Origin of the sequence: Alicyclobacillus fructus (genome assembly GCF_017329605.1) — a bacterium.
GTDB lineage: Bacteria > Bacillota > Bacilli > Alicyclobacillales > Alicyclobacillaceae > Alicyclobacillus > Alicyclobacillus fructus.
In genome coordinates this window covers 1-12534 of the sequence record NZ_JAFMTY010000003.1, presented here as the reverse complement: position 1 = coordinate 12534, position 12534 = coordinate 1, and the positions used below count along the sequence as shown (strand labels likewise).

At 63.4% G+C, this 12534-nt stretch carries 14 protein-coding genes; 2 read left to right on the top strand and 12 right to left on the bottom strand.

What is annotated here, in order from left to right:
- Window positions 1-126: 126 nt before the first annotated feature.
- The 8 genes from fsa to pxpB form a co-directional block, all read right to left on the bottom strand.
- Window positions 127-774, bottom strand: a complete 648-nt coding sequence (fsa, locus tag J3481_RS01745) for a fructose-6-phosphate aldolase (RefSeq protein ID WP_206830694.1) — start codon at window positions 772-774, stop codon at window positions 127-129.
- A 163-nt stretch (window positions 775-937) separates the two neighbouring features.
- A complete protein-coding gene (locus tag J3481_RS01740) occupies window positions 938-1315 on the bottom strand; it encodes a response regulator (RefSeq protein ID WP_206830695.1) in 378 nt (125 codons plus the stop codon).
- An 87-nt stretch (window positions 1316-1402) separates the two neighbouring features.
- Window positions 1403-3019, bottom strand: a complete 1617-nt coding sequence (locus tag J3481_RS01735) for a CTP synthase (RefSeq protein WP_206830696.1) — start codon at window positions 3017-3019, stop codon at window positions 1403-1405.
- Window positions 3020-3113: 94 nt separating this feature from the next.
- Complete coding sequence (rpoE, locus tag J3481_RS01730) at window positions 3114-3608, bottom strand: DNA-directed RNA polymerase subunit delta (protein WP_236011002.1); 495 nt, start codon at window positions 3606-3608, stop codon at window positions 3114-3116.
- 263 nt (window positions 3609-3871) lie between these two features.
- Complete coding sequence (locus J3481_RS01725; protein WP_328702033.1) at window positions 3872-4651, bottom strand: enoyl-CoA hydratase/isomerase family protein; 780 nt, start codon at window positions 4649-4651, stop codon at window positions 3872-3874.
- A 40-nt stretch (window positions 4652-4691) separates the two neighbouring features.
- On the bottom strand, window positions 4692-5447 hold the full coding sequence (locus tag J3481_RS01720; protein WP_206830699.1) for a LamB/YcsF family protein: 756 nt from the start codon (window positions 5445-5447) through the stop codon (window positions 4692-4694).
- 2 nt (window positions 5448-5449) lie between these two features.
- Window positions 5450-6490, bottom strand: a complete 1041-nt coding sequence (locus tag J3481_RS01715) for a 5-oxoprolinase subunit C family protein (protein WP_206830700.1) — start codon at window positions 6488-6490, stop codon at window positions 5450-5452.
- Complete coding sequence (pxpB, locus tag J3481_RS01710) at window positions 6465-7181, bottom strand: 5-oxoprolinase subunit PxpB (RefSeq protein ID WP_206830701.1); 717 nt, start codon at window positions 7179-7181, stop codon at window positions 6465-6467. The genes J3481_RS01715 and pxpB overlap by 26 nt, the downstream gene beginning before the upstream one ends.
- A gap of 81 nt (window positions 7182-7262) precedes the next feature.
- Here pxpB and J3481_RS01705 point away from each other — a divergent pair, with 81 nt between their 5' ends.
- Window positions 7263-8096: a glycosyltransferase family 2 protein gene (locus tag J3481_RS01705; RefSeq protein ID WP_206830702.1), complete on the top strand. Its 834-nt coding sequence runs from the start codon at window positions 7263-7265 to the stop codon at window positions 8094-8096.
- Here J3481_RS01705 and J3481_RS01700 read toward each other — a convergent pair.
- The 4 genes from J3481_RS01700 to J3481_RS01685 form a co-directional block, all read right to left on the bottom strand.
- Entirely contained in the window at window positions 8075-8524 is a 450-nt protein-coding gene (locus tag J3481_RS01700) for a DUF1934 domain-containing protein (RefSeq protein WP_236011001.1), read from the bottom strand. The genes J3481_RS01705 and J3481_RS01700 overlap by 22 nt on opposite strands.
- Window positions 8525-8529: 5 nt before the next feature.
- Complete coding sequence (gene speB / locus J3481_RS01695; protein ID WP_206830704.1) at window positions 8530-9417, bottom strand: agmatinase; 888 nt, start codon at window positions 9415-9417, stop codon at window positions 8530-8532.
- Window positions 9414-10253 (bottom strand): polyamine aminopropyltransferase, encoded by an 840-nt coding sequence (gene speE, locus J3481_RS01690; RefSeq protein ID WP_206830705.1) that lies wholly within the window; start codon window positions 10251-10253, stop codon window positions 9414-9416. Before speE ends, speB begins: the two co-directional genes overlap by 4 nt.
- A gap of 96 nt (window positions 10254-10349) precedes the next feature.
- Window positions 10350-10901, bottom strand: coding sequence for a helix-turn-helix domain-containing protein (locus tag J3481_RS01685; protein WP_206830706.1), 552 nt, complete (start codon window positions 10899-10901; stop codon window positions 10350-10352).
- A 47-nt stretch (window positions 10902-10948) separates the two neighbouring features.
- On the opposite strand from J3481_RS01685, the gene J3481_RS01680 reads away from it, so the two are divergent.
- Window positions 10949-12211 carry an L-lactate permease gene (locus J3481_RS01680; RefSeq protein ID WP_206830707.1) on the top strand — a complete coding sequence of 421 codons (1263 nt, stop codon included), beginning with the start codon at window positions 10949-10951 and terminating at the stop codon, window positions 12209-12211.
- Window positions 12212-12534 lie beyond the last annotated feature (323 nt).

Genomic DNA, 12534 nt, shown 5'->3' with positions numbered 1-12534 from the left:
GGACGTTGTTGCGGCTATCCGTAGTATAATCACGCATTTGTGTTTCTACAAGGGCGATGGATGTCGAATGAACGAAAAGCCATCCGAAGCGAGCCAGGGCTGGACACTCCAGCCCTGGCGCCATGGTCACTTCTGATTCAGCTTATTCCAATCGGCCAAAAACCGCTCGATGCCGCGATCCGTCAGCGGATGCTTGATCATCTGATCCAGCACGCTGAACGGGCAGGTCGCGATGTGCGCCCCGGCCTTGGCCGCGGCGGTCACGTGCATCGGGTGGCGAATGCTGGCCGCGATGATCTCCGTCTCGATACCGTGGATGTCGAAGATCTGAGCGATGTCCGCAATCAACTCGACGCCGTCCATGCTGATGTCATCCAGCCGGCCAATGAACGGGCTGACAAACGAGGCGCCTGCACGGGCGGCAAGCAGCGCCTGGTTCGCGCTGAAGATGAGCGTGACGTTGGTGCGAATGCCCCGCTTCGCGAGTTGGTGAACCGCCTTCAGGCCCTCGGCCGTCATCGGGATCTTGATGACGATGTTCGGGTGAATCTCCGCGAGCGGCAGCGCCTCCTTGACCATCCCCTCGGCGTCGAGGCTCACAACCTCCGCGCTGATGGGGCCGTCGACGATCTCGACGATTTCCTTCAGCACTTGAATGAAGTCGCGGCCTTCCTTGGCCACGAGGCTGGGGTTCGTCGTGACGCCGCTCAGAATCCCCATGTCCGCGGCGCGGCGAATTTCATCGACGTTCGCGGTATCGATGAACAGTTTCATGTTCCTCATCCTCTCCTGTCCCCAAAATCTCCGGTCCTCCGGTCGCCACGGGTTCTCTCTCTGCTCGGCTCACCTGAGGGCTTGCGCGGATCATCCGCGTACCATTTCTATGATACCATGCTTTCGGCGCGGCAACCCACTTTTCGACTCGCGCGGCGAACCTTCATTCCGCCCGGGCTCGTGCCTCCAGTTGTTCCCTCACGGTCCGACGCAGCTCGTCGATGTCGAACGGCTTCGTGAAGTGGGCCACGGCCCCCATCTCCATGGCTTCGTGAATCAGATCCAGTTCGCCATACGCCGTCATCATGATGACCTTCGCGTCGGCGCCAAGCTTCCGCATGTTGCGCAGAATCTCCAACCCATCCATGCCGGGGATCTTCATGTCCAACAGGACGAGATCGGGCTGCTCACGTTCGACGATACTGAGGGCGCTCTGACCGTTGGCAGCCTGAAACACCTCATACCCTTCCCGCTGCAACACCTCGTGCAACAACACCCGGATCCCGAACTGATCGTCGACCACGAGCACCTTGTACGCCATGCCCCCACCTCTTCGCTAGCTCAACTCGTCTCGAGGATCTTCGCCGGACAGGATCGAAATTCCTGTCGGACGGAGGCCGTTCAGAGGTCAGGCGCGGCCGCTCTCGCGGCGATAGTCGAGGCTCGCCGCCACAAAATCGCGGAAGAGCGCGTGGGCGCGGTTTGGCCTCGATTTGAACTCCGGATGAAACTGCACGCCGACAAACCAGCGGTGCTCGGGAATCTCCACGATTTCCACAAGCCGCCCGTCCGGCGACGTGCCGGTCACCGCAAGTCCCTGCGATTCCAGCCGCTCCCGGAAGTCGTTGTTGAACTCGTAGCGGTGACGGTGCCGCTCGGAGATCAGGTCCGCTCCGTACGCCTGATGCGCGCGCGATCCCGGCTTCAACCGGCAGGGATACGCGCCGAGGCGCATGGTGCCGCCCTTGTCCTCGATCTCCTTCTGCTCCGGCAGCAGGTCGATGACCGGATAGGGCGTCCGCGGATCGATCTCGCTCGTGTGCGCGCCGTCAAGCCCTGCGACGTGCCGCGCATATTCGATCACGGCGATCTGCATGCCGAGGCAGATGCCGAAATACGGGATGTTGCGCTCGCGCGCGTACTGGCACGCGACAATCTTTCCGTCGATGCCGCGATCGCCAAAACCACCCGGCACCAGGATGCCGTCGACCCCGGCGAGGAGCTTGTCCACGTTGTCGCCCGTCACATCTTCCGAGTTCACCCAACGGATGTGCACGCGGGCGTCGTTCTCAAATCCCCCGTGCTGGAGGGCCGCGACGACGCTCGCGTACGCGTCCGGCAAGGCGACGTATTTGCCGACCACCGCGATCTCGACATCGCGGTGCAGCCGCTTGATCCGGTCCACCATCGCTTCCCATTCGCGCATGTCCGCGGGCGGGGCCGAGATACCAAAATGCCGGAGGACGATCTCGTCCAGCCCCTCGTCCCGAAGCCGGAGCGGCACCTCGTACAGCACCTCGGCGTCGCTCGCCTCGATCACGCTGTCCTCATCCGTGTCGCAGAAGAGCGCAATCTTCCGCTTCACCTCCTGCGACAGGGGCACTTCCGTGCGGCACACGATGATGTTCGGGCTGATGCCGATGCTGCGCAGCGTCGCCACGCTGTGCTGCGTCGGCTTCGTCTTCACCTCGCTCGTCATCCGGAGATACGGGATGAGCGTGACGTGGATGTACAGCACGTTGTTCCGCCCGACCTCGTTCTTCATCTCGCGGATGGCTTCGAGAAACGGCTGGCTCTCGATGTCGCCGACCGTGCCGCCAATTTCCGTGATCACGATGTCCGTGTCCGGCTTCGCGGCCTGCATCACGCGCTCCTTGATCTCATTGGTCACGTGCGGAATGACCTGGACCGTCGCGCCGAGGTAGTCTCCTCGCCGCTCCTTCTGAATGACCGACCAATAAATCCGCCCGCTCGTGACGTTGTTGTCCTGGCTGAGATCGTTGTCGATGAAGCGCTCGTAGTGGCCGAGATCGAGGTCCGTCTCCGCGCCGTCCTCTGTGACAAACACTTCCCCATGCTGATAGGGGCTCATGGTCCCTGGGTCAACGTTGATGTAAGGATCGAATTTCTGGATGGTGACGTTGAGCCCGCGGTTCTTCAAGAGGCGGCCCAAGCTCGCGGCGGTAATGCCCTTGCCAAGCCCGGACACCACGCCGCCCGTCACGAAGATGTACTTCGCCGTCATGACTCTGTCCTCCCTGACGAAAACACACGCGACCTAAGCACACAAAAACCGCGTTCCGGAAAGTCCAGAACGCGTCTGAAAGGCGCGGAAGACTTCAGTCCTCCTCGTCTTCCTCGACTTCCTCGTCTTCGTCGAACAGCGGGGCATCGTCGTATTCGTCGTCTTCGGGCAGGATCCCGTCCTCGTCCTCCACGACTTCGACGTCCTCGAATTCGGACTCCTCCTCGACGGCCCCGACCTCGTCGTAATCGAGCTCGTCGTCCTCGAGGACGTCCTCCTCCTCGTAATCCTCTTCGTCGTCCTCCTCATCGCCAAACGCGTCGCCCGTCTTGCGGATGAACTTCTTACCGCCCGACAGGCGCTCGGCGTTGCGATCCGTCGGATACCAACGGTTCAACCCCCAGACGTTGTGACCAATACAGACGAACCGGCCATCGACGTTGATTTCCGTGAACACCCGCGCGATCACGTCCGCCACCTGTTCATCCGTCATGTGGCGGAGTTCCTGAATTTCCTTCATGATATCGCGGAAGTACATGGGTTCTTTGCGGGCTTTCAAGATCTCGTACACGAGCTCCACGAGAGGCATTTCCTGTATCTCGTGTTCCGTTCGTGCCAGTGAGATGGCCATCTTGGAATCTTCCCTTCCAGCTCGGGATCGGCCGGTGGCCAACTTCGACCCATGAACACAGCTCGAATGACCGGCTTACATGTTATCTAAGTTTAGCACATGACGTCCAGTCTCCAAACCGACATTTTTGCGGCATTCGCACCCCAAAAGCGAGGGCGCCACCCGCGCTCGTATGCGCGACCGGCGCCCCAGCAACTCGCCATCCCCTCAAAGGCAAGGGTTCAATCCTCGTGGAACCTCGCTTGCCGCTTTTCCTTAAAGGCCGTCATGCCCTCGTGGGCATCCCCCGACGCGAAGCAAAGGCCGAACTGGGCCGCCTCGTACGCCTGCGCGCGGAGAGGATCCTGCCCGTAGCCGTGATGGGCCGACCGCTTGATGGCGGCCATGGCGGCGCTGGACTGGTTGGCGAGCTTCCGCGCGAGCTCCATGCCCCGCGCCTCCAGCTCCTCGGGCGGCACCACCTCGTTCACGAGCCCGTATTCCAGCGCCTTTTCGGCGGAGATGCGCTCGCCGAGCAGCATCATGGAAAGCGCCCGCGCAAAGCCGATGGCGCGCGGAAGCCGGTATGTGCCGCCAAAGCTTGGATTGACGCCAAGGGTCACTTCGGGCAATCCCACGACAGCACCCGCGGCCGCGATTCGAAAGTCGCACGCGAGCGCAAGCTCAAGGCCGCCGCCGAACGCCCCGCCGTGAATCAGGGCCACCACCGGAATGGGCAGTTGTTCGATGGCCTGGAACACGCGCTGCCCAAGCCTCGCCATGTTCTCCGCCTCGACAGCCCCCATGTGTTGCATCTGGGCGATGTCCGCGCCGGCGCAGAACACCCGGCCTTCACCGCGGATCACAAGCGCTCGGACCTGCTTCAGGTCCATCATCGCGAGGTGCGCCCCGATTTCCGAGAGAACCTCCCGGGAAAGCGCGTTCAAGGACTGCGGACGGTTGAGCGTCAAGATCGCGACGTGATCCTCCACCCGGTACGTCGTCCATGCCTCTGTCAACACCTTCACTCCCTTTCCTCGATGATGCACGACATGGTTGCCATCAGGCCGGGCGGATGCGAACACCCGCCTCGGTGAGGCGCCGGTGAAGCGCCTTGGCCAGCTCGATGGCATGCGGGCCGTCTCCATGCAGGCATACCGTATCGACCGTCACCTCGACCCATTCGCCCGTCCGCGCTCGGACTCGCCCCTCTTTCACCATGGTCAACACCTGCTCACAGGCCTCGTCGAGATCGCGGATGAGGGCGTCCGGGTGCCGCCTCGGCGTGAGCCGGCCGTCCGCCTCGTAGCGCCTGTCCGCGAACACCTCGCAGCAGGCGCAAAGCCCCATCCATTCCGCCTGCTGCGCGAGTTCACTGCGGTACGGGGCGTACAGCTTGAGCGAAGGATCGAACTCGGCCACCGCCCGGCAGATGGCCCGCGCGGCGGCTCGATCGACCGCGGCGCGGTTGTAGAGCGCGCCGTGCGGCTTCACATGGTGAAGGCGCACGCCCTGCGCGCGGGCGAATGCGGCGAGGGCGCCGAGTTGGTACAGCACAAACGCGTGGATCTCGTCTTCGTCGAGCGCCATGTCCCGCCGGCCAAAACCTTGCAGATCCGGGTAGCCCGGATGGGCACCGATGGCCACGCCCTTCGCCTTGGCCAGTCCGACGCTCCGGGCCATGGCGACGGGATCGCCCGCATGCATGCCGCAGGCCAGATTCGCCGACGTGACGTAGGCCAGGATCTGTTCGTCGCACGCCAGGCGATACACGCCGAAATCCTCGCCGAGATCGGCGTTGAGATCGACTTCAGCCACGCTCAGTCCCCTCCTTCGCTGTCTCCCCACGCGCGCCGCGCCCGCTCGCCGACGAACCGCAGCCACGCGCGGGCAAGGCGGTGGTGCACGCGCCGGAGCCTGATGGCCTCCTCCAAACTGACTTCCACAAAGCGCAGCTGACTTCCTGGTCGAAGCTGCGCCAGTTTGTCGAGATCGGCCGAGATGACGGTCGCCACCTTGGGATAGCCGCCCGTGGTCTGGCACTCGCGCATCAAGACAATCGGCAGGCCGTCCGGGGGCACCTGGATGCTGCCGGGCACGACCGGCTCGCTCGCAAGCTGGCGCGACGGGGCGGCAAGGGGCTCCCCTCGCAGCCTCAATCCCATGCGATCCGACTGTGGCCCCACCTGCCACGTGCGCTCCAAGAAGGCCCGCCAAGCTTCGCCGTCGAACCAATCCGCCTGCTCACCGCGCACGACGCGCACGACGGCCATCTCGTCCTCGACCTGATCCAACCATCCGCCCACCTGAAACGGGGCGACGGCCGCGCGAGGGCCCACGGCGCGAAACCCAGCGGGCGGATTGGGAGGTCCGGGAACATACACCAGGTCATCGCCCGGAGCAAGCTTTTCTCCGAGGCCGTAACGCGGGATGGCGCTCCGGCTTCCCAGGAGCGCGTCGCCGGCGAAGCCTCCGCGAATCGCCAGATACGCGCGAAAGCCGCGCCGCACCTGGCGAATCTCCAGCACCGCGCCCTCCGCCAACCACACGGGGCGCTGCGTGGGCAACGGCTCCCCGTCCACGTGCACGGCGAAGTCCGCCCCGCAAATCGCGAGAGCCGCCGGCGCCTCAAACGCGAGTCTGGGCCCGGCGCCCGTCACCTCGAGCACAGCGGCATCGCCCCGATTGCCCGCCAGGCGATTGGCCGCGCGATAGGCCAGCTGATCGAGCGCGCCACCAAGCGGCACACCGATGTGGCGGTGAGAAGGCCGCCCTTCATCCTGAACGGTCGTGAACAGCCCCGGGGCCAACACGCGCACGCGCGCGACGCTTGGCTCATGTGTACGCGCCCCATCGCGCATCATATTCCTCCTCCGCAATCGCCTGAAACCGCACTTCGTCCCCCGGCGCCAGGAGGCTCGCCGGCTGGCGCCGCACGTCGAAGAGCCGCACCGGCGTTCGGCCAATGATCTGCCACCCGCCAGGCGTCGCAAAGGAATAGACGCCCGTCTGAAAGCCGGCGATCCCGACCGAACCTTGTTCGACGCGGGCGCGCGGCGTCTGCCGGCGGGGCACCCGAAGCACGTCGGGCAGCCCGATGAGATAGGCGAACCCCGGCGAAAATCCGATCATCGCGACGCGATAGACGGCTCGCTGGTGCAGCCGGATCACGTCCTCGGGCGCAAGCCCCGCGCGCTGGGCCACCTCGTCGAGATCGGGCCCATACGCCCCGCCGTAGACGACAGGCAGCGTGACGCGCGCGGCCTGCGGCAGAGAAGCCCGCGCATCTCGCGCTGAGCCAATGGCGCGGCGGGCGCGCGCCAGCAAATCCCCCGGCGACACGTCCTCGAGGCGCACATAGATGGCGATCGATCGATAACCGAGGGTGATGTCTTCAATCCCGTCCACGCCGCGCATCTCGCGCGCGAGCGCCGCGCGCAGCGAGAGGAGTTTGTCGAGCGCCTCCCCCGTCTCGACGGAGACATCGTCCTCGAGGCGCAGGAGAAGCGCCTGATCGCCCATGAACTCGAGCCGCACTTTGTCTTCGATCACGGCCGTTTCCCCCGCCCTCCGCGATGATTTACACTCATTGTAGCGAAGATTCACAGCATCTGCCGCAAAGGAGGGCCTGGAATGGCCGCAAACCGTGAGGCGCAGGTGACCGTGGTGCTGGCCGTCCACAACCGGGCCCGCGAGTTGCCGACAGCCATCGCGAGCGTGTTCGCGCAGACGATGTCCGACTGGGAGCTCATCGTGGTGGACGACGGATCGACCGACGGCTCGGCCGCAGTCGCGAAGCGATATCGGTGGGACGATCGCGTCCGCGTCCTGGAGCTGCCCGAAAACGTCGGGCTCGGCAACGCGCTTCAGGCCGCCCTGCCGCACGTCCGCACGCCGTATTTCGTCACCCTGGACAGCGACGACTGGTTTGCGCCCGAGGCCCTGGCCCATCTGCTGGCCGCCATGGAGGCCTCCCCGCGCGACACGGTGGTCGCTTCAGCCAACGCCCAGCACTGGCGAACGGAACAGGGCCGGCTGGTGCGCGACGCCGTCCTGCGCGGGCGACCTTTTTCGGACAAGTTCGAGTTTTTTCGCTATGGCCCATACCTCGTGCCGCGCTTCTACCGCACCGACGCCGTGCGCCGCGCCGGCGGGTTCGAGCGCGATCCGGATGGCCGCGGCCGCTATTACGAGGACAAGCTCCTGCTGCTGAAACTCGCCGCCATCGGCCGGTTTGCGCACGTCGATCGCGTCCTGTATCACGTCCGCCTGCACGGCGCAAACCTGACGCGGCCGGAAGAGCGACAGCGGCTGAACGCCATCAAAAAGGCCATGTACGAGCGGATCATGCGCGAATGGGGAGATCCGTACGAGATCGTGTGGGGCCTGCATCCCGAGGGGTGGTTGGATGTGGCCGATCTCGTCCCCCGCCGCCCCGCCGACGCTCAGGGTCGGCGGAACCACTGAAAGACGAGATCGACCGATTGCTGGGGCTCGCCGGGGTAGATCAGGTCGAAGGTGACGCGGGCCCGGCCGCCCGACTCACCCACGGACACCTCTACGGCGTGAGTCTCGGCGCGGAGGGCAAGTTCCCTTCCGTAGGCCCGAAGCACCAGTTCCTGCGCCTTCCCGGCGACAAAGTCCTGGGTGAGCGTGACCTCGCCGCGGCGCGACATGAGGACGCGATCGCGCTGGATTCGCACGGCGTACACCGCCTCACCGTCCTGAAACGAGAGCACATGCGCGCCGCCCGTCTGCAGCCAGCGCCCGTCCGGCGCATCCCCGCGCGTGGTCTGGTATCGATCCCGGCCGCCTTCTCGCACCCGCGCCCGCCGGCGCCAGGTGACGCGGCAGGGCCATGAAGCGCCCTCCTGCGGCTCCAGCCAGGGCGTCATCGCGCTCACCGCACGAACGCGAGCAGGGCCTCGCGCACGATCTTCGCCGCGAGGATCTGCGTCTGCTCGGTCGGATCGATCTGCGGCGCCACTTCGACGAGATCGAAGCCCACCACGCGCAGGGCCTTCATGTAGGTGAGGGCGCGGAACGCCTCGGGCGCGAAGATGCCGCCGTGCTCGGCCGTGCCCGTGCCCGGAGCCGTGGCCGGATCGAACACGTCGATATCCCACGTGACGTAGACCGGCTTCCCGTGCAGCTCCGGGAGCACGGCGCGAAGCGGCTCGGCGAGCTCAAACGGCGCGAAATGGGTGTGCTCGCGGGCCCAGCGGAACTCCTCGCGCGTCCCGCTGCGAATGCCGAACTGGTAGACCCGCTCCGGCCCGATCAGATCGCACACCTTCTTGATGACGGTCGCATGGGAGAGCGGCTCGCCCTCGTAGTGATCGCGCAAGTCGGTGTGGGCGTCGATGTGGATGACGCGCAGATCCGGATACCGTTCCGCCGCCGCTCGGATGGCGCCCCACGAGACCAGGTGTTCCCCACCGAGGCCGATGGGCAGCTTGTCCGCCGCGTAGAGCGCCGACACGTACTGATAGATGCGATCGAGGCTCTCCTCCGGATTGCCAAAGGGCAGCGGGATATCGCCCGCGTCGAAATAGGCGATCTCGCTCAGGTCGCGATCGAGATATGGGCTGTATTCCTCGAGCCCGAGGCTGACCTCGCGGATGCGCGCGGGGCCGAGGCGAGCCCCGGCGCGAAACGACACGGTCCAGTCCATGGGCATCCCGTACAGCACGGCCTTGGCGGCGCCGAAGTCGTCGGTGGCGCCGATGAACACATTGCCGCTGTAAGCCAGCGGAAAGGGCTTGGTCACATCGAACGAGAACGTCATTCGCCGACGAGCTCCTTCACGAAATTCGGCAGGACGAGCGAAGCGTGGTGGATCTCCTGGTTGTAATACTTCGTGTCATGCACGCGAACCTCGCGGACATCCTGCGGGCGGTACTTCTTGCTGCCGAGCGTGAAGCTCCACATCCCTGTCGGGTACGTCGGGACGTACGCCAGGTACAACTTCGCGATGGGGAACGTGGCGCGCACGTCGCCGTACACCTGGCGGATGAGATCCTGGTTGATGAACGGCGATTCCGTCTGCGCCGCCATGACGCCGTCCTCTTTGAGCGCCCGGTACACCGACTCGTAGAACGGGCGCTGGAAGAGCCCCACCGCCGGGCCAACCGGGTCCGTCGAGTCGATGAGGATGACGTCGAACTCGTTCGGATGCTCCTCGACGTAACGGATGCCATCGACAATCTGCACGTCCACGCGCGGATCCGACAACCCGGACGCAATGTGCGGGAAGTACTTCTTGGACGCCTCCACGACGCGCCCGTCAATCTCGGCGAGCACCGCGCGCTCGACGGACGGGTGCTTGATGACCTCGCGGATGATGCCGCCGTCGCCGCCGCCCACGACGAGCACGCTCTTCGGATTCGGGTGCGTGTGCAGTGGCACGTGCGCCAGCATCTCGTGGTACACAAACTCGTCCTTGTCCGTCGTCATGATGCAGCCGTCGAGCACGAGCAGATTGCCGTACTGGACCGTCTTGTACACGTCGAGCTGCTGGTACTCCGTCTTCTCGCTGTGAATGGTCTTCTCTATCCGCAAGCCAATCGTCAGGTTGTCGTTCTGAAGCTCGGTAAACCACAGATTGGTTTGTGCCACGCTCATCCATCCTTTCTCGGGCGGTATTATATCAAACTCGCCAAAAAGGCCCGAGGACAAGCGTACAGAATTCAACGCGGAGGATCCAGTTGGAGTGGCGGTTCACGGGCGCAGGCCGTGAGAATCGATGATCAGGTAATATCGGCACTCCTCATCCGTCGGGTTTGTAAATCGATGGGGCACGTCCGCCGCAAAGTAGAGGCTGTCCCCCGTATCGAGTTGAAGCTGCGTATCCCCGATGTGCGCGAGGATACGCCCCGTTTCCACCGTGACGAACTCCTCAACGCCAGGGCGATGAGGTGGAAACCATCCTGAGTCGCCTCTCGGTGGCACAACGTTGAGAATCCATTCCACACCCCGCGTGGAAAAGGCCGGGGAGAGCAGATGGCGCTCGAAGCCGGAGGGATCCCGATACACCCTTCGCTCATGCTGCCGAATGACGATCACGTCTTGCTCGCCCCGTTCTTCAAGCAATTGCGAAAGCGTCGTATCGAGAGCTTCTGCAATTCGGCATGCGACCGGAAGTGTCGGACTCTTTTTCTCCCGTTCGATATCTGACAACATCGACACGCTGACACCCGCGTGCTCCGATAACGCCTGCAAGGTCATCCCCAGGGCCTCACGGCGCTTCCGTACGTTCGCTCCAAACCCCATAGGTCCATTCGCCCCTCAATCCGTTGACAAGCGCCACAGTTCTGAACATGATGATACCAAATGCTTTTCTCTATAACGAATTTATTTTCTCTATGGAGGCGAAAAGGTTGCACCCAGGTCTGATTCCGCTCGTGCTGTCCTGTCTCCCTATCCTCGCGGCCTTCACGGTGACGTACTTTCTTCGCTGGTCCTCGTTCCGCGCGGGGCTCATGGCCTGTGCCGTCGCAGTCGTCATCGCGTCATGCAACGGTTTTGCCCAAACTTCAACCCCTTCCATCTTGAATTCAATGGGTCGGGGGGCTCTGGAGTCGGTTCCCGTCGTAGAAGTGCTTCTCTGTGGACTGCTCTTTTATCAAGCTCTGTTAGAAGGGGGAGCCTTCGACACCATTCAATCCTTGCTGATGGGTGGAATCGCCTCACCTGTGCGGCAAACGCTGCTTGTTGTCTCAGCCGTTGGTCCATTCTTCGAAGCGACGACGGGATTTGGGGTGGGCATCGTGCTCTCGGCTGCACTACTTTCCGAGATGCAGTGGCTCCCACGGAGGAGGGTTGCACAAATTTCCCTGTTGACACAGTCCCAAGTTCCGTGGGGCGCGTTCGCAGCCGGGACATGGATCAACAGCACGTTGACTGAGGTGCCGCTTCCAACAATCGCCCTCTCGTCCGCAGTGTTGAGCGTTCCGCTGATCCTTTCGTATGACGCCATCGCGCTTTATCTTTGCGTGGGGCGCTCCGGTTTCAGGCGGCACGCAAGGGACCTATGGGTGGCCTTCCTCGTCGAAGCGTCGTGCCTTATCGGCTTGAATGGAGCCCTGCCTCCGACCATCGCAGGCGCAGTGTCGAGCGCGGCAACGACGCTCATTCTACGGTTGGCTTGGGGAAAGGGCGTCCCGGCCTATCCCGGCGAATCTGGCAAAGGGCAAGCTGCGGAATGGAGGGCGTGGGCGCGTTCGATGACTCCTTATGCCCTCGTATTTTCCATTTGTTTCACAACTTCGGCCCTACCCCCCGTCACCAAGATATTAGACCAATGGACGACGTGGACACTGCCCTCCTATGACATCTCGCTGAACGTTGTCGATAATCCAGGGATGGCCTTACTGTTGGGAAGCATCGCTTGCTGGGTTCTATTTCGGGTCCCGGCCAAGGGACTGAGGCACGCCGGAGCTCTGTGGCTGCGCAAAGCCTATGGTGTGATCGGATCCACCGTCTTCTTCTTTATCCTCGCCGCAATCATGCGCGACGCGGGAATGACACGCGTCATCGCCGATGGAGTGGCAGGCGCGCCCGACTTCGACAGTTGGACATAGCACGTAGACTCATGGATGGATGTGGGATCCTATTGCGGCGCGGCTTGTCGGACTTATCCACAGGCATGCGCCGTGTTTTCATTTGTATTTTTGTAGGCATGCGTTTTGTTGTGGATAACTTTATTTTGTCGTTTACAAGTTCGTAGTACATGCCGTATCATGTGGGCATGTATATCCGAGTCATTCGCCGAAAAAACAAGAACGGTTCTGTCACCGGTTACGTTCAGTTGGCCCATAACTATCGCGATCCCAACACCGGCCAGCCCAAGGCCAAGGTCCTCTACACCTTCGGCCGCGAAGACGAAATCGACCTCGAGGCCCTC

Bases quoted from the DNA above. Each gene is read 5' to 3' on its own strand.
- fsa (WP_206830694.1), bottom strand. From the start codon at position 774: ATGAAACTGTTCATCGATACCGCGAACGTCGATGAAATTCGCCGCGCC.
- J3481_RS01740 (WP_206830695.1), bottom strand. From the start codon at position 1,315: ATGGCGTACAAGGTGCTCGTGGTCGACGATCAGTTCGGGATCCGGGTG.
- J3481_RS01735 (WP_206830696.1), bottom strand. From the start codon at position 3,019: ATGACGGCGAAGTACATCTTCGTGACGGGCGGCGTGGTGTCCGGGCTT.
- rpoE (WP_236011002.1), bottom strand. From the start codon at position 3,608: ATGCCTCTCGTGGAGCTCGTGTACGAGATCTTGAAAGCCCGCAAAGAA.
- J3481_RS01715 (WP_206830700.1), bottom strand. From the start codon at position 6,490: ATGCGCGATGGGGCGCGTACACATGAGCCAAGCGTCGCGCGCGTGCGC.
- J3481_RS01705 (WP_206830702.1), top strand. From the start codon at position 7,263: ATGGCCGCAAACCGTGAGGCGCAGGTGACCGTGGTGCTGGCCGTCCAC.
- J3481_RS01700 (WP_236011001.1), bottom strand. From the start codon at position 8,524: ATGACGCCCTGGCTGGAGCCGCAGGAGGGCGCTTCATGGCCCTGCCGC.
- speB (WP_206830704.1), bottom strand. From the start codon at position 9,417: ATGACGTTCTCGTTCGATGTGACCAAGCCCTTTCCGCTGGCTTACAGC.
- speE (WP_206830705.1), bottom strand. From the start codon at position 10,253: ATGAGCGTGGCACAAACCAATCTGTGGTTTACCGAGCTTCAGAACGAC.
- J3481_RS01685 (WP_206830706.1), bottom strand. From the start codon at position 10,901: ATGGGGTTTGGAGCGAACGTACGGAAGCGCCGTGAGGCCCTGGGGATG.
- J3481_RS01680 (WP_206830707.1), top strand. From the start codon at position 10,949: ATGATGATACCAAATGCTTTTCTCTATAACGAATTTATTTTCTCTATG.